Origin of the sequence: Micromonospora sp. NPDC048868 (assembly GCF_043198195.1) — a bacterium.
Lineage (GTDB): Bacteria > Actinomycetota > Actinomycetes > Mycobacteriales > Micromonosporaceae > Micromonospora > Micromonospora reichwaldensis.
The window spans coordinates 21,418-41,957 of sequence record NZ_JBICUN010000019.1 but is presented as its reverse complement, the minus strand read 5'-3'; the positions used below and the strand labels follow the sequence as shown (position 1 = coordinate 41,957).

The following is a 20,540-nucleotide window of genomic DNA, read 5'->3' as shown; positions in this document are numbered from 1 at the left end:
CTCAACCAACTCCATCCATGAATAGCTCCTCGGACCGTTCGTCGGCGGCGGTGTCGGACACCACCGCGATGCGCACCGGGACCGCCAGGAACGGCCGGCCGGCGACGTGCGAACGGACGTGGCTGGCGAGATCGTCCGCCGTGACCACGGCGTCGGCGGTCGTCACCTCGGCGGCGAGTCGCGATCCGCCGTCCTCGGCGACCTCCACCGAGACCCTGGCGGAGGCGACCGCGGGGTGCGAGTCGAGGACCGAGGTCACCTCGGCCAGGTCGACGACCAGCACGACCGCACCGTCGGGTGCGCGAAGTGGCGTGAGCCCGGGGCCGCTCTCCCTCGCCGGCGCGGCGCTGGCCGGGTCGTCTCCGGCCAGCAGTGCGCGGAAGGCGGCGACGAACCTGGTGAAGGTGGCCTGCGACATGGTCTCGCCGTCGACGGTCAGCCGGACGCCCAGCCCGTTGGGCCGCTCGTTCGCGGCGATCCGCAGGCCGTCGGCGGTCCTGGCCCACGTCGGGGTGTACGCGCCGCGCTCGATGGCGACCGCGCCGCCGTCGGCGTCGTCGCGGTCGGCGGTGTCCTCCAGGTACGTCATCGACAGGGTGTCGTGGACCGGACGACCCAGGCGTCGGACCGCTGTCGCCCACATGTCGTCCAACGCCTGCCGCGTGACGGTGCGGCGCGAGGTCGCCGACAACAGCTCCCGCCGCACCTGCACCAGCAGGTCGGCGGGCCGGTCCGGCCGGTCCAGCACGACCGGCACGACGACGTCGAACATGCCGACGACGCCCTGGTCGGCGTGACGCCGGCCGTTCAGCTTCATCGAGACGACGATGCGGTCCTGCGGCGTCAGCTGGAACACGGCGGCCGCGAACAACGTGAGGAGCCACTGGACGGTGCTGAAGCCGGCGGTTTGCCAGCGCTCGCGCACGTCCTTCCACTCGTCCTCGAGCAGGGTCAGCAGCTCGGTGTGGGCGACGGTCGCGGACGGCCCGCCGAGCCCCGGAAGGAACTGGCACCGGGGCGGCAGCCACGGGCCACGCCGCCGCCAGTACGCGGACACCGCCTGGGCGCGCGCCGAGTCGGCGGCGGCGGCCTGGCCGGTCACCGCGGCGAGGTAGTCGGCGTCCACGGGGTCGGCGTCGGTCCCGCCGCCGAAGTAGGCGCCCCACAGGTCGCGTACGACGATCATCCGGGCGGTGGCGTCGACGGCGTAGTCGGAGAACACCCCGAGCACGGCGTGCAGAGTCGGAGTGAACCGCAGCAACCGCAGCACGAACGGGTACTCGACCGCGAGGTCGAAGGGGCGCCGGAGGTCCGCCGCCAGGACGGAGCGCACGTACCGGGCGAACTGCTCGGTGTCGTTCGCCGTGACCTGGGTCATCGCCACGAGCCGGCGATCGTCGGGCATCGGCCGGACCCACTGGACAGGTTCACCGTCGAGCGTCGTGACACCGATCCGCAGCGCCGCGTGCCGGGCGACCGTCGAGCGCACCGCGCCGACGAATGCGGCGACGTCCAGCGGGCCGGTGACCTGGTAGGACATCCAGGCCGCCGCGCCCTGCTCCGCCGTCCCCGACAGGGCGCGGTGGTGCGCGAGCTGGCCCGGCAGCAGGGGATGGACAGCGGTGTCGAGATCGACCGCCTCAGGGCGGGTGGGTCGCGACGACATACGGTCCTCATCCCAGCAGCAGTGGTCACCTACCGGAGGCCAGATTCAAGATCGGCAGATTAGCAACTCCCCGGACACCGTCAAGGAATCCGCACTTGAACGGGAGTCGGCGGTGGGTGCGGACGCGCGATCGCCCGGATCTGTTGACGGTCCACCTTCCCGTGCGGGGTGAGCGGCAGCGCGTGAACCGCGACGCAACGCTCCGGCATCTTGGCCGGTTCGAGGCGGCGCGCCAGCTCCGCCAGCACGTCGTTCACCGGCAGGAGAGTGGCCACCACGACGGTGAGCGGGTTCGCCTCGTCCGGCGCGAGGGCGGCGGCCCCGTCGACGCCGTCGATGTCCATGGCCGCCGCTTCGATCTCGGCGGTGCTCGACCGTACGCCCCGGTGCTTGAAGACGTCGTCGCCGCGACCGTGCAGGTACAGGTGGCCGTCGACGTCGAGGTGGCCGCGATCGCCCGTGTGCAGCCGCCGGCCAGCCGCGGTCGCCCGGAAGGTGGCGGCGCTCAGCTGCCGGTCGCGCCAGTATCCGGCCATGACGTTCGCGCCCTCGACGACGACCTCGCCGACCTCGCCGGCGGGTAGCGGCCGGCCCTGCCGGTCGACGACGCGTACGACGGTGCCAGGGATCGCGCGCCCGACGGACCCTGGGCGTTCCAGGTCGCCGTCCGGCTCCAGGATCGTGGCCCGCTTGCATTCGGTCAGTCCGTACATCTGCACCACGGCCGCGCCCGGGAACGCGTCCCGCAGCCCGTCTGCGAGCCGTGGCGACATCCGGGCGCCGGTGTTCGTGAACATCCGGACCGACTGCGGCACCGGGAGCGCCGTCCTGGCCGCCAGCCGGAGCAGCGCGGTGGCGATCTCCGGCACGACGGGCACGACGGTGGCCCGCGCGCTGGTCATCCGTTCGAGGAGGGCGATCCCCTCGCCTGCCTCGAGCGCCTCCCACCGCGCGCCCGCAGCCGTGGCGAGCAGGAGCTGGTAGAGCCCGTAGTCGAACGAGGGCGGCACGCAGGAGAGCACGACGTCGTCCGGCCGGTAGCCGAGGACCTGTCCGATCGCCCGGGTCGCGAAGAGGACGCTGTCGTGCGGACAGACCACCCCCTTGGGCTGCGCGCTGCTGCCCGACGTGTACATCAGGAGGGCGGGCGTCTCCAGGTCACCGTCGGCGCGGCTGGCATCGGGCTGGCCCGCGTCCCCGACCGGCGCGTCGAGCGTCTCCAGGATCTCCCCGAACTGTGCCGACGACCAGGCGCGGGCGGGCGCCTCGACCACTGCGGACCCGATCCCCACCGCGAGGGCTGGTTCGATGTCGGCGAGTACCGCCCGAAGCTGGAACGGCCGCATCGTGGCCGACAGCGGCGCCAGCGTCAGGTCCGCGTACGACGCCGCGAACAGGATCGCGGCGAAGCCTGCGCCGCCGGACCGCACGGCGATCCGGTCCCCCGGCAGCAGGCCCAGTGCGCGGAACCGACCGGCCAGGTTGACGCTTCGCTGCCGGAGTTCCTGGTAGCTCCACCGGTGACTCCGGTCGACGACCGCGGTGCGCTGGGGATGCCGACGCGCGGCGGTGTCCAGCAGGGTGTGGATCCGCATGTCAGGACCGGGCTGAGCTGCCCCTGGCGGTGGGGCTCAACGCCCGACCGTCCGGTGGCGTCTGCGCTCCTCGGGCAGCATCTGGCTGAATTGGTACCAGCCCCCCGCGCAGGCCTGGGCGACAGCCCGAAGCGACTCGTGGCAGTGCGCGGGAACGTTGCCAGCGGTGTTCGACGACTGCGAGATGAAGGCGAGCGTCCCGGTGAGCAGCCGGAGCAGGGCCTTGCCGTGGTCCGTGTAGCGCAGCGCGGGATCCTGGCGGAGCCGCTCCAGCTGTAGCCGGATGCTGGCGGCGAGATCCTGATCCGTCACCGGCAGCCCGTCGGGGGACGAGACGGCTGCCAACTCGGCGAGCGGCGGCGCCGGGGCCTTCTGCCCGGCCGGGACGCAGGCGCCGCCTCCGAGCGCCTTGCGGCGGACGTCGAAAGCCGTCCCGACCGAGATGCCTGACCGGCGCGCCACCTCGCGCAGGCTGGCATCCGGCTCGCGACGCACGATCGCCTCGGCCAACCGCCGGCCCTCTTCCGTCGAGACCGGGTGCCGGCGCCCGTCCCGGCCGATCCGGACGTCCTGGTGGTGGCCCGTGTCCAGGGATCGCCGCCGCAGGCCGGCGACGGTCTTGGCGGCGACGCCACACACCGCCGCTATCCGGCGGTCGGACCACTGGGGGTGCGAGGCGAGGATCCGCTTGGCAGCGGCCAGCCGATCCCGGGCGCTCAGCGGCAGGCCGTCCTCGAGGTTCAACTGCACCGCGGCCACGAAGGCGTCCGCGTCGGAGCCGTCGAAGTACACGACCGGCACGTGGCGGTCACCCCGCACACGCGCGGCCCGCAGCCGGTGCATGCCGTCCACCACCCGCAACGAGGACCGCTGGACGACGATCGGTGGCAGCTCGACGGTCAGCTCGACGAGCGTCGTGACGTGTCTCGCGCTGATCCCGTCCAGTCTCGGCGAGAAGCCGACCCGCAACGAGCGCACGTCGGCCACGTCGACCTCCGGAGCCGCTGCCTCCCCCGCCTGAGCGGGCTGCGCGGTGGAGTCGCTATCCGGTCGTCTCTTCATTCGTCCCTCGCGCCAAGTCGCCACAGTCAGAATGGTTGCGCCGACGCTGATCGCCCGTGCGCCTGCGACAACGCACAGTCGCACTTACCCGACGATTTAGCCGCCCGCCACCATTACCCGTCCGTCACGAAATACCCGTGACCGTCATGCTACAACCGCAGGCAGGCGCCTTCCAGACACCGCCGACAGCAATTCGAACGGTAACGGCGAACGTACCGACAGTTCGACCTCAAGCAGGGCCGGGACACCTCGGCGGCATCAGCGCGTAAACGCCCCGCGGACGGTCGGTAATTGTCCGGCGCAGAAACCGCCGCAGTCCATGTCGAATTGCGACCGAGCAACACGGAGGGTGGCGACCCTCTGACGCAAATGGGATACGAGCATGCTTGTGGATCACCATCACGGTCGGTACTATGCAGGCCCCGAGACCGTTGGCCAGTGTCCGGTCGAAGGCAGGCGCGACGTTCGAGAAATGCCGTCCGTCCTTGCTCGACAAACCACTTCAGAGACACCAGCAAACCAATTAGTACGGGCGGGGCAATGCCACGGAAATTGAAGCTGCCGGCCACTGTCGCCGCGCACCGCCACCCCGCCCGGTCGACGGCAGGGTCGCCAGGATGTGGGGCACCGGCCGCCGGAGGAGGCGTCCTGCCAGGACACCGGCTCCGGGGGCGGACTCCCGCCGGCCCCGCGATACGGGCTGCGTGGTGAGCCGTACGGCGCGGGCACGGACGCGCCTGAGCCCGCCTGACAGTCGATGTGCCGACCGCGGCACGGGGACAGGCACCGGCGCCGGGTCCGCGACGACGGTACGCCCGACACCGGGCACCAGACCGGAGCGGCGGTCGTGACCGAGCGGGAGACCAACCGGGTGCTGGTGGTGCGCCCCCTCGCCGTGCTCAAGCTCTACACCGCTGCCTGGCGCCGCGACACCGAGGTGACGGCGCTCGAGTCGCTGCGCGGACGCGCGCCGGTACCCGCGGTCATCGGCAGCGCGACGTTCGGACGGCACAGCGCGGCCCTCATCCGGTACGTGCGGGGCAACGCACCGAACCCCGCCAGCGCCCTCGACGTGCGGGCATCGGTCGCCGCGTTGCGGGCCGCGCACACGATCACCGGACCCGCCTTCGGTCGGCTGCACGCGCCCGACCAACCGAGCTGGGCCGGGTTCCTGGCGGGCCGGCTCGACTCGTACGCCGAGACACTGACGACGTTGGGTCTCACCGCGCAGGCGCGGCAGTGCCGGACCCTGCACCACGCGCTCGACGTGCTCGAAGACACCCGCCCCCACCTGCTGCACAGCGACCCGAACCCCGGCAACGTCATCCTGACCGCGCACGGCCCGGTTCTGCTCGACTGGGAGCTGGCGACGTTCGGCGACCCCGAACTGGATCTGGTCAGGCTGGCCTGGGAGTGGCGCCTGCCGCCGGCGCGGTGGGCGGAGTGGGTCGGCCTCGACCCACGGTCGCCCACCGTCGACCTCTACCTGCGGCTGCACCTGTTCAGCCGCCTGATGAGCGCGAGCAGCAGGCCGGGGGCCGCCTCGGCGGCGCTGGCGCACCGCTGCCTGACCGAGCTGACCGACCTGTACGACGGCGTCCACTCCCCCGGAGGCTCCGATGCAAGCTGACGCGCCCATCGACATCCTGACCTCGGTGGTACCGCAGGCGACCCCACTGGGGGCGACACCGGTCACGAAGGGCATCTTCAGCACCGGATGGCGGGTACACACCACCGACGGCGACTACCTGGTCAAGATCAACGAAGACTCCCGGGCGGCGGACGACTTCCTGGGAGCCCGCGGGGCCACCGAGATCGCGCTGGCCCACGGCGTGCCGGTGCCGCGCCTGCTGGGTTCGGGATCGGACGGCGACGGGCACGCCTTCCTCGTCCAGGAGTGGATCGACGGCACGGACGCCGAGGACCACTTCGCCGCCCGGGACGGGCGGGAGCGGCGGCGGGTACTCGAACGGCTGGGCGCGGTGCTGGCCCGGCTGCACGACATCCCCTACACCGCGCAGGGGCCGACCAGCATCCACGACACGGTTGCGGTCAAGATCCGCCGCTACGCCGCCCGGGCAGCCAGATTGGAGATATTCACCCCCAGCGATCTTGATCGGCTCGTCGCCAAACTGCTGGAACTGGTCACCGAGGTGCTGCCGCCGATGTCTCCGCGGCTGACCCACCTCGATGTGCACCTACCCAACGTGCTTGTCGACGCGGCCGGCGACGTATGGCTGCTGGACATGGACTTCGCCCGGCCCGGTGACCCGGTGGAGGACCTCGTGAAGCTCGACTGGTGGTGCTTCGCGGACGACACCGAACGGGCGGCGTTCCACACCGCCTATGCGGCGCACCGGACCCACCCGACCCCGCCACGTGACGTCGAAGCCGGACTGCACCTGCACAAAATCATCACGGCTCTTTCCTACGTCGCCCTCTTCGCCGAGAAGGAGCCGCAGGCAGTGGCCGAATGGAAGCAGCGCCTCAGCGACGAGCGCCGGTCGGCGGCCCGGCTACTCGGAGAGGCAGTGACATGACATTCGAAGGCTACGACCTGGTGATCGTCGGATCCGGCCTGTTCGGATTGACGATCGCCGAGCGGACCGCCGCCGAGTTGGACAAGCGGGTGCTGGTCCTGGAACGGCGCGACCATCACGGTGGCAACGCCTACTCGGAGGTCGACCCGGACACCGGAATCGAGGTGCACAGATATGGCCCCCATATCTTCCACACCTCCAACGAGCGAATCTGGGCGTACGTCAACCGTTTCACCGCGTTCACCGGATACCGGCACAAGGCTTTCACCCTCTATCAGGGGCAGGTGTATCCCCTGCCGGTCAACCTCGCGACGATCTGCCAATTCTTCGGCCGCTACCTCACCCCCGACGAGGCACGGGCACTGATTGCCGAACAGGCGGCCGAGATCGGCCAACTCCCCCCTGATCCGAGCCATGAGGAAAAAGGCATCTCACTGGTCGGACGGCCCCTCTACGACGCGTTCTTCCGGGGATACACGGCCAAGCAGTGGCAGACAGACCCGAAGGAACTTCCCGGGTCGGTCATCGCCCGGCTGCCGGTCCGGTTCGACTTCAACAACCGGTACTTCAACGACACGTACGAAGGCCTCCCGGTCGACGGGTACACCGCATGGCTGTCGCGGATGGCGGCCGACCCGCGCATCGACCTGCGCCTGAACACGGACTTCTTCGAGCTGGCCGACGCCATTCCGGACGGGACGCCGGTCGTCTACACCGGGCCGCTGGACCGCTACTTCCGCTACAGCGGGGGTCGGCTCGGCTGGCGCACGCTCGACTTCGAGCGGGAGGTGGCGCCGGTCCGCGACTACCAGGGCACCACGACGATCAGCTACGCCGAGGAGTCGGTGCCGTTCACCCGCAACGTCGAGTACCGCCACATGCACCCGGAACGGTCGTACCGCAGCGACCGTACGGTGCTGGTCCGGGAGTACTCGCGCTCCGCCGGCGACCAGGACGAGCCGTACTACCCGATCAACACGGCCGGCGACCGGGACGCGCTGCGGACGTACCGGATGTTGGCCCGGCAGGAGACCGCCGAGCGCAACGTGCTCTTCGGCGGGCGGCTCGGCACCTACCAGTACCTGGACATGCACATGGCGATCGGTTCCGCGCTGGCGATGTTCGAGAACCGGATCGTGCCCTACTTCCGCGATCGGCGCCCGCTCGGGTCCACCGGTCCGACCACCGACGACAAAGAGTAGGCACCATCTTGCAGACGATCACCGTGCTGGGCCGCGTCGTGGCGATCCTGTTCGCCGCGCACGCGGTCTGGGTACTCGTTTGGATCATCGTGGCGGCACGGGCGGTCCGCGACCGCCCTGCGGCGCCGGCCAAGGCCCCCGCGGACCTTCCCGTCATCGTGGTCATGCTGCCGGCCCTGCGCGAGCAGCGACTGGTGCGCGAGACGCTGGAATCGTTCGCCACCGCGCGATATCCCGGGACGTTGATATCGGTCGCCATCACGAGCGAACGCGAGACGGCCGAACGTGCCGCCCAGGAGGCGGCCCTGCCCGCCGTGGTCACCGAACTACACGGTCTGGCCAGGCGTGGCAGCCGGGAGCGGGCGCTGGAGAAGGTGCTCGCGCCGTCGGTGATCGCCGCCACCCTCGACGAGCTGGAGCGGACGTCACCGGACGAGTGGCCCGGCGTGCTGCGCCGCGCCTTCGACGCGACGCCCACCACCGAGGAGCTGTGCCGGCAGATCACCGCCGAGTTGAACGGCAGGCCCGGTACGCACCGCTCGTGCCACGTCCACTTCCCCCACACCGACGGGCGCAAGGGTTCCCAGCTCAACTACGCGGTGGAGCTGCTACCCGAGCTGTTGCCGGGCGTCGACCCGGACAGCGTCTACCTGGCCGTCTACGACTTCGACGCGGTGGCCCACGGGGAGACGTTCGTGGCGGTGGGAGACCTGGTGCGTGCGGCGGTCGCCGCGGGCCGCCGCCCGCCGGCGCTGCTGCACCAGGTGCAGCTGCCGCTGCGGTTCCGGGCTCCCTTCGCCCCCGGTGCCGACGGCGCCCTGATGCGCGGACAGGTGCTGTACTGGCTGCGGCGTGGCCTGGGCGTCGAGGTCGGGCGGATACTCCAGAACGACCTGTTGCGCCGCAGCCCGCGCCTGGTGCGACTGCTCGCCGCGCCGTTCCGCCCGATGATCTACGCGATCGGCTCGGGGACGTTCGTCCATCTCGGCGCGTGGCGCGAGCTCGGCCCGTTCCCGGAGATGCAGGAGCCGGTCGGGCACCGTGCCTCGCTGCTCGGCGTCGAACAGGCGTTGGTGCCGAGCTTCAACCTGACCGAGCCCTACTACCAGACCAGGTCGATGATGAACGGGTGGGCCAACGTCTGCTACGGCAGCCTGGGGGTCGCCCGGGAACTGGACCACGTACGCCCCTACCCGTCACCGGTCAGCCGGCCGGGCAAGTGGCTGCTGGTGGCGAAGGAGCTGTTCGACATCGCCATCTGGTTCGCCGGAGTGCTGCTCATCCCCGCCGGGCTGGTGATCACGGCGATGGGGGGCGGCTGGTGGACCGTGCTCGCCGTCGGCGCCGGTGTGGTGGCGTATCCCGTCACCGCCGTCCTGCTGCTGGCGCTGCTGCCGCGACTGGGCGGAATCGACCGCCAGGACCGCTCCGTCAGCTGGTTGACCGGGATACGTCCGCGGCTGACGCTCGTGGCGACGTTCGTCGCCGCGCCCTTCGTCAGCGCCACCGGCCCGTGGCTGATGTTCCTGCGCATGCTCCGCTCCTGGCGGGTGGGCACGCCGGTGCTGTCCGGGAAGACCGAACGGTAGGCCGGTCCTCGCGTCGCTCGCGAGGCAGGAGGCGCCTGGGCGGCATCGCCCAAGCGCCTCCTGTCGTCACACGAGTGACTTCGAGGCCGGCAGGTCGCGGTCGGCGTCCGGGTCGAAGAACCGGGTGAGGAAGTCCTGCTGCCAGGCGCGCGGCTCCGGCAGGTCCCACTGGCCGTACTCGTTGAGCAGGCGCTCCGGCTCCGGGCACCGTTGCCGCAGGGCGGCCAGGGCGTCCGCGGGGACGACGTCCGGGTAGAGCATCCGCAGGTGCGCGAGCCCGTAGAAGACGGGTCCGGCCACCGCGTACTCGTCCACCCGCTCGAGCAACAGGTCCCACGAGAGGTCTCCGCCGGCACGGCGCACGACCTCGGCGATGTCGACGTACTTGAGCAACTGCCGGTGCTTGCCGCGGTTCATGAACCGCAGGGTCGTCGACGTCTTGTAGATGTGGGCGGCGAGGTCGATGACCGCGTCCTCCGGGGACGGCACGAGGAACGAGGCGTCCCCGTACCGGTGCCGGCCGGCGTGCGCCAGGACGGCACCTACCGGAACGTCGTAGCCCTTGCCGGGCAGCGCCAACGAGACGTTGATGTCGATGCTGACGATCGGCCGGTGGAACTCGCCGAACTTGTTCATCTTGGGCAGGTCACTGCCGTACAGCCGCCAGAAGGCCCGCTCCCGCTTGCTCAGCGGGACGATGTCGACCCGCGTCGGGTTGCCTTCCACATAACCGAGTCCCTCGAGCACCTTGACCAGGGTCGTCGCCTCCTCCCTGGTGACGAGGACGTCCAGGTCACCCATCGGCCGCGTCCCCGGCTCCTGGTAGACCGCGAAGGCCAGATGGCCGCCCTTGCGCATGAGCACCGTGATGCCCTGGTCCGCCGCGGCGTCGCTGATCGCCCGGACCTCAGCCAGCATGAGCTCGTTGGCACGGTGCGTGTCCCGGTAGGCGGAGTACAGGAGCAGCACGACGGGAGAATCGATGCCCGCGACCCTCTCGGTGGTCAACAGGCGCCAGAGATGCCAGCCCACGAGGGGGGCGACGCGGTGCCTGGCGGCCTGGACGGCGAAGTGCCCCCAGTCCAGGCGCGGCGCGTCCTGACCGATGATCGTGCGCACACGAGCCATCTGCGTATCCGTCACATGCTGCCTGCTGAGCAGGAGCAACAACTCCGATTCGGCTGACAACCCGGCCATTCGGCCTCCTTCTCGACGGTGCCCCGGCATGGCACGGCGCTTGACTCGACATCCGTCCGCAGTGGCCACGAGATAACTCTGCGTGAAGCTCACCCTGGGCGGGCGGCAAAGCTTAACGGTCCCCGGGAAGCGTTTCACCTGCCTGTCGGCCGGCCGCGTGCAAGGGCGTCGCCGCCGACGGGACGCGTTCCGCCGCTGGGTGGGGCGCTGGCGTGGGGCCCGGGCCGGCAGGAGGGTTGACCAGCGCTCAACTGCTGCCCGGCGATCGTTCAGCTGATTAGTGGACTCTCGCTCCGATCTTGATCACTATAACCGTCAGCGGCACAAGGGCCGCTGGGTTCGGTGGAGACAGCAGGGGGCGTGGATGGAGTTCCATCAACTGGGCCGCAGCGGCTTGCGTGTGTCCACGGTTACTCTGGGTACCTTCAACTTCGGCGGTCCGACCGACGAGGCCGCGGCAGAGGAGATCATCCACACGGCTCTCGACGCCGGCGTCAACCTCGTCGACACCGCCAACGCCTACCAGGACGGCCGCAGCGAGCAGATCCTCGGCAAGGCGATCCGTCACCGCCGCGACGACGTCCTGATCGCCACCAAGTGCTACAACGAGGTCGGCCCGGGCCCCAACGACTGGGGCAACTCCGCGTACGCCGTCAAGCGCGAGTGTGAGCGGTCCCTGCGCCGCCTGGGCGTCAACCACATCGACATCTTCCACCTGCACCGGCACGACCTACGGACGCCCGTCGAGGAGACCCTCGGCGCCCTGGCGGACCTCGTGCGGGAGGGGAAGGTCCGCTACATCGGCACGTCCACGATGCCGAGCCCGGAGGAGATGGCCGAGCAGCCCGGCCTCGGCGTGGTGCCGACCTGGCGTCTGGTCGAGATGGCCGTGCTGGCACGCGGCTCGCTCGGCACGCCCGGCCCGATCGCCGAGCAGTCGCCCTACAACCTGCTCGAACGCGAGGTGGAGCGGGACATCCTCCCCATCTGCCGCGAGTACGGCGTCGGCTTCGTCGCCTACAGCCCGCTGGCGATGGGTTACCTCAGCGAACGGTTCCTCGGGGAGCCGCCCGCCGACGCCCGCTTCACCGAATGGTGGTCACCGCGCGGCACGGTCTGGGAGCCGGTGCAGCGTGCCCTGGCCGCGCTGCTGGACCTCGCCGCCGAGCACGGGCAGTCGCTGCCCGAGTTCGCCCACTCGTGGCTGTCCGGCAGCAGCGACGTGACCAGCACCATCATCGGTCCCCGGACCCTCGACCAACTCACGCTCGCGCTCAAGGCGACAGCGACCACCGTCGACGCACAGGCCCGTCAGGCGGTCGACGCGATCGTCGCCCCCGGCAGCAGCCTGTGGTTCCGGACCATCGAGCAGGGCCATCGCGGCACACGTGACAGCGAGGAATCTTGAGCCAGGGCATGAACGACCTCACCTCCCGCCGACCCGTCGTGCTGCTGACCGACGACGGTCTGCTCTCGGAATTCTGGGCGTTCCTGCGCGAGCGGCTGGAAGAACGCCTGTCCCCGACCTGCGACATCCGCTACGTCGACGTACGCGAAAGCGACCTCGCCGCCGTCGACTGGGCCGACGTCGACGCGGTCGCCCTGTTCGGGGGCGAGCTCACCCATGACATGATCGCCGCCGCGACCCGGCTGAAGGTGGTGGCCAGCGAAACCGACACCTGCGGGATCGAGGCCATGGACGCGTTGTGGGACGCGGGCATCCCGTTCGTCGAGGGAACTCCCGGCTGGGGTCAGTCGGTCGCCGAGTGCGGGCTGAGCCTGATCCTGTGCGGGTTGCGTCGCATCCCGCAGTGGCACCACGAGGTCATCACCGGCTTCCGGCCCTGGGACTACCCGTACGTGCAGTTCTGCGACGACCCGCGCTTCGCCAACGGCACCGTGGCGGGCAAGACCGTCGGCATCATCGGGGTCGGCGAGATCGGCGGTCGCATCGCCAGCTGGTGCGCCATGCTCGGCGCGACCGTGCTGGCGTACGACCCGTACCGCTCCCCGCAGCGCTTCGCCGAGGTCTCGGCGGAGTCGGTGGACCTCGACCGGCTGGTGCGGGACTCCGAGATCCTCGTCGTCGCGGCACCGGACACCCCCAGCGTCACCGGCGTGGTCGACCGCGACCACGTCTTCGCCCTGCGGCAGGGCGCGCTCGTCGTGACCATCACCCGAGCCGCCGCGATCGATGCCGCGGCACTGCGGGAGCGGGTACTCGCCGACGAACTGGCCTGGGCCGCGGACGTGTACGACGTCGAACCGCTGCCGGAGGGCGATCCCCTGATCGGCAGGCACAACGTGGTCCACCTGCCGCACATCGCGGGGCGAACCAGGGACGCCAACATCGCGGTCGCCGACATCGTCGCCGACGACATCCTGCGCGTGCTGGCGGGCGAACAGCCGCGGCACCCGCTGACACCCCAGCGACTGCAGGTCCGGCTCGGCCGAACGCCGGCCGCCCGGCACGGCAAGGACGGTACCGGTGGGTGACCTGGAGAACGGCTGGACGATCAGCGACACGTTCCCGGCCGCCGGGCTGAGCCCGGGCGAGCTGACCGCCGGCCTCGACCGCGCGTACGCGGAGACGACCGGTTGGGACGATCCCACGGTGACCCGGCTCGGCTTCGCCATGTCGGCTCCGCACGAGGTGGCCCTCTCCGCCTGGACCCGGTTCCTGGCCCTCAACAGCAACAACGTCGGAGTGCACACCCCCTTCGGCGCCGGGCGCGCCGGCACCCGGCGGCTCGAACGCGAAGCTCTGCTGGGCCTCGCCGGCCTGCTGCACGCCGACTCGGCCGACGGCTACATCACCTCGGGCGCGACCGAGGCGGTGCTCCAGGGACTGCGGATCGGACGCAACGCCGTCCGGGCCGACGCGTCGTCGCGGGTCACCCTCATCACCAGCGAGTACGCCCACCACTCCGTCACCAAGGCCGCCGAGGTCCTCGGCCTCGACCTGCGCACGATCGCACCCGGCCCGAGCTGGGTCATCGAGCCGGAACAGCTGGCGCAGGCCGTCGAGGCGGCGATCGCCGCCGGCGCGACCGGCATCATCGTGGCGCTGACGGCCGGCTACTACAACAGCGGCCTGTGCGACCCGGTCGACCAGCTGGCCGCGCTGCTGCGGCGCCGCGCGGTGCAGCTCGCCGATCAGGTGCGGTTCTTCTGCTACGTCGACGCGGCCCACGGCGGCTTCATCTTCCCGTTCAGCGATCCCGCGCTGGCCTTCGACTTCCGCAACGTCGGCGTGCACGCGATGGCCCTGGACCCGCACAAGTCGGGGCTGCTGCCGTACTCGTGCGGGGTGCTGCTCGTACGCAAGGGCCTGCTGGGACACGTCACCGAGGCGAGCCCGGTCACCGGAATCGTCGACTCGACCCTGACCGGGTCCCGCCCCGGCGCCGCGGCCGCCGCCCTGTGGGCCACCATCTTCGGCCTCGGCCACTCCGGTTTCACCGCGGCGATCCAGGAGTGCCTGCGTCGCCGGGACCTGATCGCCGACGCGATCCGGGCCGCCGACCCGGAGGCGGAGATCCGGCCGGCACCCGCCTCACCTGTCGTCGTGGCCGGCTTCTCCACACCGGACGGGCTGCTGCCGAAGGAATTCACCGAGCGCTACCGGCTCCTCGCGGTAAGCGCGCCCGCGCCGCAGGGCGGACGCCGCAGCTACCACCACTTCTACGCCGGACACAGTCTCACCGACGAGCAGATCGCCCGATTCGCCACCGGCTTGTCCGAGGCGGTCGCGCAGGCCAGGGCCGCGCGTGCCAGGCCCGGGCGCGGGAAGGCCGACGCCGGTGTGCCGGAGCAGTTGCGTGACATCGCCGCCGACACCGACTGCTTCCGGCACTACATCGTGCACCCGCCGGGCCGCCGCGATCCGGACGAGCCCGGGTACTCGTTCCACACCTTCCTGCACCGCTCCGCCACCGGCGAACCCCTCCAGGTGCGTGACTGGGGCGAGACCGCGACGGGTCGCCAGGCGCACGTCTACGCCCCGGATCTCGCCGACCCGTTCGGCAACGAGCTGTTCGGCGTACGGACCGCCGACTACTACGTCGAAGTGCTCGACCGGTCGCAGCAGAAGCTGTCCCTGGTCGGGGGCGTGCACTTCTGCGTCGGCACCGGTGAACCCGGCGAGCGGGTGCTGATGAACCTGGAGAGCACGGGCGAGTTCCGGTCGCTGGAGTACAAGTTCGGCGAGGGCGAGTTCACCGACGAGATCCAGTGTTTCCGGGACCGCGTCGTGGTGAAGCTCGGTAAGAGCGCGCGTGGCTTCCGGCGGCGCGCCCACAGCGACGAGTACTCCTTCTCCATCGACACGTCGTTCGAGTGCACCGTCGAACTCGCCGACGACGACCGCCCGGCCCGGTTGGACATGCTCCGGGTCAGCGGCGATCCGCTGCTGCCCCGGCGGACACACCTGCTACGGCAGGAGTACCAGCGGTTCCCGAACCGCTTCTTCGACATCGAGTGCACGGTCGTGGTGGGCGCCCGGTCGCAGGACGCCTGGCGGTTGTCCGACCTGGTCGCCGCGTCGACGGCGGACGCGCTGGTCGCCCGGTCGGGCCTGGTCGGCCGCTGCGTACCCGACGTGTCCGGGAGCGCCGGCGAGCTTGTCGTGACCACCGCGTCGCTGCCTGCCGGACGGCGTACCCGGATGGCGGTCGACACCGGCGTGGGCCAGCGCATGGCCCGCCTCCTGCCCGTCTTCGACGTCTCCGAACCGGAACGGCTACGGGTCGACGACGTCGTCGCCGTCGCCGATCACGGCGCCGACCTGATCCGGGCGCACGCGGCGGTACGGAGCACGGACGGCGGAACCGGCACGGTCCTGGCCACCGCGGTCGGGGTCGCGGCATGACCACTTCCTTCATCGGCGCCGACCAGAACGCCGACGACCTCGCCGTGGCCGCGATGGACCCGCTGCGCGCCGACGACGTCCTCGCCGAACTGCCCGCCGCCAACGAGCGCGCCGACACGGCGTGGATGGTCGACGCGCTGGCCGACCTCAGCGCCGACTTCGATACGACTGACGTCCACACGGCCCGAGCCGCCCTGCGCGACCTGGGCTTCCTCGCCGCCTCACTCGTCCGGCACGATCCGGACGCCGACCTGCACGGCATCGAGCCGACACTCCTACGCCTGGCCGCCGTCGCCGACGAGGTCCCCCGCGACACCGTGTACAGCTACACCACGCGCAACCCGGTCGGCCCCCGCCGCCGCGGCTTCCTGCTCAGCGACGAAGAGCACGTGTTCATCGACTCGGTCGTCGCCGCGACCCAGGCACTGAACCTGGCCGTCGACGACCTGGCCGCCTGCCGCGACCGCGCCGACCTCGACGACGACGTGCTCCTCGCCGCACTCGGCCAGGTGCACGACGGGGTCGAGGTCCTGCGCAAGAACCTGCGTACGGTCCAGCGGACGATCACCCCCGACTACTTCTCGAACCGGCTCCGGCCCTACTTCCCGACGATGGACATCGGCGGGAAGGCCTACATGGGTCCCGGCGGCGCCCAGATGCCACTGCTCGTCCTCGACGTGCTCCTGCTCGCGCCGAGCGAACCGGGGCAGCTCGGCGCGTGGCACGACGACTACCTCGTGGAGAACGTGCTCTACCTGCCGCCCACCCACCGGGCGGTGTGCGACGACACGCTCCTGGCGTACCGCAGCGGCAACTCGCCGCTGCTGCGCTGCCTGCTCGAGTCGCCCCGGGTGCGCGCGGAGTACGCCGCGCTGCTCAAGCGCATCCTGCGCTTCCGCTACCCCCACCGCCAGGTGGCCCGGGCCAACATGGCGATCCGGGCCGAAGGCTCGCTGGGCAGCGGCGGCTACACCGTCGAGGCTCTCGACCACCTCATCGAGATCACCACGTCCAAGGCCGCGGTGACGCTGCCGTTGCCCCGACAGCGGAGAGGAAGCGCCGATGACCGCGACCGGTAGTGTGGCGGGCTTCGCCCCCGTACGGGTGGGTTCGGTGCGCGGCGCAGTCCCGCCCGTGCCACCCGTCGCCGGAATCGAGGGCCGGGTGCGCCTGCGCTACCCGAACCGGCTCAACGCGATGGCACTGGACCCGAGCAAGGTGCTGCCCGGCGCCGGCTCCTACCCCGCCGGTGAACTGGTCTTCGTCACCGACCTCTTCACGAGCGTCGAGGTCCAGGGCACGGCGTCCGGCGACGGCGTCGAGATCACCGCCGACAGTGCCCGGCCGGTCCTGGGGCGCCACGCCGCGCTGCTGATGCGCCAGGTCCTGGGCCTCACCGGCGGAATGCGGATCACGATCCGCTCGCACCCGCTGCCTCCACACGTCGGTCTCGGCAGCAGCAGCGCCGTCCTCTCGGCCGTGGCGGCGGCGATCAACGAACTGTGCGGTCGGCCGCTGGACCACCGGACGCTGATGCGGCTGCTGGTCGACAACCACGGCGAGGAGATCGACGGCAACGACGACGAGATCATGCCGGTCCAGTGCATCGGCGGCTCGGCCGCCGCCGGTCTGGTACCCGGCGCGATCCAGGTGGTCTCCGGAAACGCCGTCGCGCTGCTGGCCGCCCCCGCGCCGGCCGGGCACACGATCGTGCTCGCCGTACCGCCGGACCTGCGCAGCTGGGACGCCTCGGAGAGTCTTCGCGCCGAGGCGGAGAACTTCGACGGGTTCCTGGAGACCGGCCGTCGGTACGCGCCGCAGATCGCCTACCGGTTGCTGCACGAGTGCTGGCCCGACCTGGTCACCGGCACTCCGCGCACCCTCGGGCAGCTCGTCTTCGACTACCGGTTCGAGATGGGCAGCATCCGCAACTGCGCCTTCTCGCACCCCCGGCTGCTGGAGTACGCGGCGCAGGTGCGGCAACTGTTCGAGTCGGGACAGGCCGCCGTGCTCAGCCTGTCCTCGGTCGGGCCGCTCTTCTTCGCTCTCACCGAGCAGCCCGACGCCGTCGCGGCCGGCTTCGAAGCCGCGGGCCTCACCACGTTCCGCGCGATGCCGTGGGACCAGGGCTACCTGATCGACGAGTGCACGGTGAAGCGCCATGCGCGCGACGGGTGACTACTGGAACCGGCCGGACGTGGTGACGGCGTTCGCCACGGCGTCGCCGCCGGGATACCTGGCCGACATCGTGCCGCAGGGCGACCCCGGCGCGGTGGCGCTCGACGTCGGCTGCGGTGGTGGGCGGAACCTGCCGCTGCTGGCCGAACGGGGCTACCGGGTCGTCGGACTCGACCTGCACGCCGAGATGGTGCTGCGCGCACAGGGCGTCGCCCCCGGTGCCGCCTTCTGCCAGGCGGACGTCGCTGCGCTGCCGGTGGCCACCGCGCAGGCCGCGGTCGTGGTGTGTCACGGGGTCCTGCACAACCTGCCCCGGCCGGAACAGGTCTCCGCGGCCATCGGCGAGCTGGGCCGGGTCGTCGCCACCGCCGGCGTGGTGTCGCTGAACCTGTTCAGCGCGGCGCATCTGGACCACCGGCTCACCCCGCTCGCCGACGACCGGCACCGGCTCCCCAACGGACAGGTGATGACGCTGCTGCCGCCGGAGCGGATCGCCGCGCTCTGCCGTACCGCCGGATTCGAGTTCGTCGACGGCCCGTTCGAATACCTCCACGATGCCGACCCCGGCCAGCGCTCAGTCTGGCGGGCCGTCCTGCGACCGACGGGGACCCGATGATCCAGAGCGAAGCGACCCTCCTCGACACCGATCCGGCCGAGCTGGCCAATCCGCACGCGCTGGCCGCACGGCTCGGCGTACGCGCCGGGACCGTCCGGCTGGGCCAGACACGGATCGCGGTGAGCAGCGCCGACCCGCGAGCCATCACCTACCTGCACGACCTGTTCACCCCGGCGAACGACATCTGGGAGCACCTACCCGACGACTTCTCGCCCTGTTCGCTGGCCGCCGTGAACCTCGCCGTCTCCGACGCGTGCTTCGCACGGCTGGTCGAGCACTACGCGGCGCAGGCGGTCCGGCGACGAGCCGTACATCTGCACGTGGCCGCGCCCGGGACCCGCTATGAGCTGGCCGACGGGACCTGCGCCGTGGTCTCGGAGCCCGACGAGATCGACGGCACCAACCTCGTCGTGCAGTCCCCGCGCGGCCTGGTGTTCGTCACGACGGCGCGCCCCTACGCCCACCTGGCGATGGCCCGGCACCTGCGCGAGTTCGGCTACCGGCGCGGCGAGAGCGACGGTTGGGCCGGGCTGCACGCGTCCTGCGCGGCCACCCCGGAGGGCAACGTGGTGGTGGTCGGCCGCTCCGGTGCCGGCAAGTCCACCACCGCCCTGGCGCTGGCCGCTGTCTCCGGCTGCGCCTTCGTCGCCAACGACCGGGTCATGGTCCGCGCGGACGGAGAGCAGGTGACGGCCTGCGGCATGCCGGTGCCGATCCGCATCAACGGCGGCACCATGCACGCGCTGGGCCTGAAGGACGCGACCAGCTGGCAGCTGGCCCGCCGGCAGCCGGACTTCGTCACCAGCGACTGGCAGAGCTTCTGCGGAGACTCCAAGCTGAACCTGCTGCCCGTCGAGTGGCGTGCGCGCACCGGCACCCCCCTGGTCCCCTCGGTGCGGCTGGCCGCCATCGTGCTGCCCCGCGTGACGAAGGACTCCGCAGTGCTCAGCGTGCGTCGGGTCGATCCGGACCAGGCGCGCGAGGTGCTCACCGAGCAGCTGATGACTCCGGACGACGACGTGTTCGTCGAGGACTGGCTACATGCCCGCACCCGCGACCGCGACGAGATCGGCACCATGGCGGGGCGGACGTTCGAGGCACTCATGCGGTTGCCGATCCTGGTCGCCGAGCTCGGCACCCGCAACACGCTGGTGAACCTGTCCAGCGCCATCCGCGAGGCGCTCGGAACGCTGCGTGCCTGACCTCGCCTTCGCCGCGTTCGACCTGGACGGCACGCTGGTCGACGAGCGCGGTGTGCCGATGCCCGGCACGATCGAGGGGCTCGCCCGGCTGCGTGAACGCGGTCTGACGCTCCTGCTGGTGACGGGACGATCGACGGTGCTGTTCGAGGCGCTCGGTCTACCCGAGCACCTCCTCGAACTGTTCGGGCCGCGCCTGCTGCTCGACAACGGCAACGTCGAGTACGACCGCGCCGCCGCCCGGGCGACGTACCGCCGCGCGCTGCCCCGCGAGGTGCTGCCGACGCTTCTCGCCGCGGGTTTCACCGAGCTGGTCGCGGAGCTGGATCACCGCTATGTCGCGACGTCCCGGCGGGCGTCCACGTGGTTCGCGATGGCCCACCGGCTGCCCCGATCGTCCATCGAGGTCGACCCGCAGCTCGGCGGGAGGGCGCAGGTCGGCTCGGTGCTGGTGCTGGACCGTGTGCCGCTGCCCGAGGGGCTGTTGGGCGGTGCGGTCGAGGCGATCCCGTTCGCCGGCACCGCGGCGAAGCTGCTGCGGCCTGCGGGGACCTGCAAGACTGCCGCTGTGACGGCGTTGCTGGCCGAGCAGGCCGGTGAGGCCGACCTGAAGCGGGTCATCGCGTTCGGCGACGGGCGCAACGACCGGTGCCTGCTGGCCAGTGCGGCGGTCGGGGTCGCGGTGGCCGACAGCCACGCCGACGCCGCTGCACGCGCGACGATGCGGCTGTCGGGCCCGATCGGAGACTTCCTGGCCGCCTTCCACCCGGACACGCTCGTCCGGCGTGACCGGCCCGACGTCGTGGAGGATTGCGCGCACTGACGG

Annotated in this window: 16 protein-coding genes; 12 read left to right on the top strand and 4 right to left on the bottom strand. The window is 71.3% G+C overall.

Annotation, left to right across the window (positions count from 1 at the left end; all coding sequences use genetic code 11):
- Position 1: 1 nt before the first annotated feature.
- The 3 genes from ACGFNF_RS24765 to ACGFNF_RS24755 form a co-directional block, all read right to left on the bottom strand.
- Entirely contained in the window at positions 2 to 1,666 is a 1,665-nt protein-coding gene (locus ACGFNF_RS24765) for a condensation domain-containing protein (protein ID WP_357578382.1), read from the bottom strand.
- Between the two features lie 80 nt (positions 1,667 to 1,746).
- Positions 1,747 to 3,261 carry a class I adenylate-forming enzyme family protein gene (locus ACGFNF_RS24760; protein WP_357578383.1) on the bottom strand — a complete coding sequence of 505 codons (1,515 nt, stop codon included), beginning with the start codon at positions 3,259 to 3,261 and terminating at the stop codon, positions 1,747 to 1,749.
- Between the two features lie 36 nt (positions 3,262 to 3,297).
- Complete coding sequence (locus ACGFNF_RS24755; RefSeq protein WP_393171016.1) at positions 3,298 to 4,407, bottom strand: transcriptional regulator; 1,110 nt, start codon at positions 4,405 to 4,407, stop codon at positions 3,298 to 3,300.
- A 763-nt stretch (positions 4,408 to 5,170) separates the two neighbouring features.
- Here ACGFNF_RS24755 and ACGFNF_RS24750 point away from each other — a divergent pair.
- From ACGFNF_RS24750 to ACGFNF_RS24735, 4 genes are read left to right on the top strand one after another with little or no spacing between them, the layout of a single operon-like run.
- A complete protein-coding gene (locus ACGFNF_RS24750) occupies positions 5,171 to 5,953 on the top strand; it encodes a phosphotransferase (protein ID WP_393171014.1) in 783 nt (260 codons plus the stop codon).
- Positions 5,943 to 6,863 (top strand): phosphotransferase family protein, encoded by a 921-nt coding sequence (locus ACGFNF_RS24745; RefSeq protein WP_393171012.1) that lies wholly within the window; start codon positions 5,943 to 5,945, stop codon positions 6,861 to 6,863. Before ACGFNF_RS24750 ends, ACGFNF_RS24745 begins: the two co-directional genes overlap by 11 nt.
- Positions 6,860 to 8,065, top strand: coding sequence for a UDP-galactopyranose mutase (gene glf / locus ACGFNF_RS24740; RefSeq protein ID WP_357578387.1), 1,206 nt, complete (start codon positions 6,860 to 6,862; stop codon positions 8,063 to 8,065). The genes ACGFNF_RS24745 and glf overlap by 4 nt, the downstream gene beginning before the upstream one ends.
- An 8-nt stretch (positions 8,066 to 8,073) precedes the next feature.
- A complete protein-coding gene (locus tag ACGFNF_RS24735; RefSeq protein WP_393171009.1) occupies positions 8,074 to 9,654 on the top strand; it encodes a hypothetical protein in 1,581 nt (526 codons plus the stop codon).
- A gap of 66 nt (positions 9,655 to 9,720) precedes the next feature.
- Here the strand turns inward: ACGFNF_RS24735 and ACGFNF_RS24730 are convergent, their stop codons facing one another.
- A complete protein-coding gene (locus ACGFNF_RS24730; protein ID WP_357578389.1) occupies positions 9,721 to 10,782 on the bottom strand; it encodes a nucleotidyltransferase family protein in 1,062 nt (353 codons plus the stop codon).
- A 469-nt stretch (positions 10,783 to 11,251) separates the two neighbouring features.
- On the opposite strand from ACGFNF_RS24730, the gene ACGFNF_RS24725 reads away from it, so the two are divergent.
- From ACGFNF_RS24725 to ACGFNF_RS24690, 8 genes are read left to right on the top strand one after another with little or no spacing between them, the layout of a single operon-like run.
- Positions 11,252 to 12,259, top strand: a complete 1,008-nt coding sequence (locus ACGFNF_RS24725; protein WP_393171007.1) for an aldo/keto reductase — start codon at positions 11,252 to 11,254, stop codon at positions 12,257 to 12,259.
- Positions 12,256 to 13,347 (top strand): NAD(P)-dependent oxidoreductase, encoded by a 1,092-nt coding sequence (locus ACGFNF_RS24720; RefSeq protein WP_357578391.1) that lies wholly within the window; start codon positions 12,256 to 12,258, stop codon positions 13,345 to 13,347. Before ACGFNF_RS24725 ends, ACGFNF_RS24720 begins: the two co-directional genes overlap by 4 nt.
- Positions 13,340 to 15,721 (top strand): pyridoxal phosphate-dependent decarboxylase family protein, encoded by a 2,382-nt coding sequence (locus tag ACGFNF_RS24715; RefSeq protein ID WP_393171004.1) that lies wholly within the window; start codon positions 13,340 to 13,342, stop codon positions 15,719 to 15,721. The genes ACGFNF_RS24720 and ACGFNF_RS24715 overlap by 8 nt, the downstream gene beginning before the upstream one ends.
- Positions 15,718 to 16,800, top strand: a complete 1,083-nt coding sequence (locus ACGFNF_RS24710) for a monodechloroaminopyrrolnitrin synthase PrnB family protein (protein ID WP_357578393.1) — start codon at positions 15,718 to 15,720, stop codon at positions 16,798 to 16,800. The genes ACGFNF_RS24715 and ACGFNF_RS24710 overlap by 4 nt, the downstream gene beginning before the upstream one ends.
- A complete protein-coding gene (locus ACGFNF_RS24705) occupies positions 16,784 to 17,899 on the top strand; it encodes a hypothetical protein (RefSeq protein ID WP_357578394.1) in 1,116 nt (371 codons plus the stop codon). Before ACGFNF_RS24710 ends, ACGFNF_RS24705 begins: the two co-directional genes overlap by 17 nt.
- Positions 17,883 to 18,515: a class I SAM-dependent methyltransferase gene (locus tag ACGFNF_RS24700; RefSeq protein ID WP_357578395.1), complete on the top strand. Its 633-nt coding sequence runs from the start codon at positions 17,883 to 17,885 to the stop codon at positions 18,513 to 18,515. The genes ACGFNF_RS24705 and ACGFNF_RS24700 overlap by 17 nt, the downstream gene beginning before the upstream one ends.
- Positions 18,512 to 19,717, top strand: coding sequence for a hypothetical protein (locus tag ACGFNF_RS24695; protein WP_393171001.1), 1,206 nt, complete (start codon positions 18,512 to 18,514; stop codon positions 19,715 to 19,717). The genes ACGFNF_RS24700 and ACGFNF_RS24695 overlap by 4 nt, the downstream gene beginning before the upstream one ends.
- Positions 19,710 to 20,537 (top strand): HAD hydrolase family protein, encoded by an 828-nt coding sequence (locus tag ACGFNF_RS24690; RefSeq protein WP_357578397.1) that lies wholly within the window; start codon positions 19,710 to 19,712, stop codon positions 20,535 to 20,537. Before ACGFNF_RS24695 ends, ACGFNF_RS24690 begins: the two co-directional genes overlap by 8 nt.
- Positions 20,538 to 20,540 lie beyond the last annotated feature (3 nt).

What these genes read in the sequence shown, in the direction of transcription:
- ACGFNF_RS24765 (WP_357578382.1), bottom strand. Translation starts at nt 1,666, where the DNA reads ATGTCGTCGCGACCCACCCGCCCTGAGGCGGTCGATCTCGACACCGCT.
- ACGFNF_RS24760 (WP_357578383.1), bottom strand. Translation starts at nt 3,261, where the DNA reads ATGCGGATCCACACCCTGCTGGACACCGCCGCGCGTCGGCATCCCCAG.
- ACGFNF_RS24745 (WP_393171012.1), top strand. Translation starts at nt 5,943, where the DNA reads ATGCAAGCTGACGCGCCCATCGACATCCTGACCTCGGTGGTACCGCAG.
- glf (WP_357578387.1), top strand. Translation starts at nt 6,860, where the DNA reads ATGACATTCGAAGGCTACGACCTGGTGATCGTCGGATCCGGCCTGTTC.
- ACGFNF_RS24730 (WP_357578389.1), bottom strand. Translation starts at nt 10,782, where the DNA reads ATGGCTCGTGTGCGCACGATCATCGGTCAGGACGCGCCGCGCCTGGAC.
- ACGFNF_RS24710 (WP_357578393.1), top strand. Translation starts at nt 15,718, where the DNA reads ATGACCACTTCCTTCATCGGCGCCGACCAGAACGCCGACGACCTCGCC.
- ACGFNF_RS24705 (WP_357578394.1), top strand. Translation starts at nt 16,784, where the DNA reads ATGACCGCGACCGGTAGTGTGGCGGGCTTCGCCCCCGTACGGGTGGGT.
- ACGFNF_RS24700 (WP_357578395.1), top strand. Translation starts at nt 17,883, where the DNA reads ATGCGCGCGACGGGTGACTACTGGAACCGGCCGGACGTGGTGACGGCG.
- ACGFNF_RS24695 (WP_393171001.1), top strand. Translation starts at nt 18,512, where the DNA reads ATGATCCAGAGCGAAGCGACCCTCCTCGACACCGATCCGGCCGAGCTG.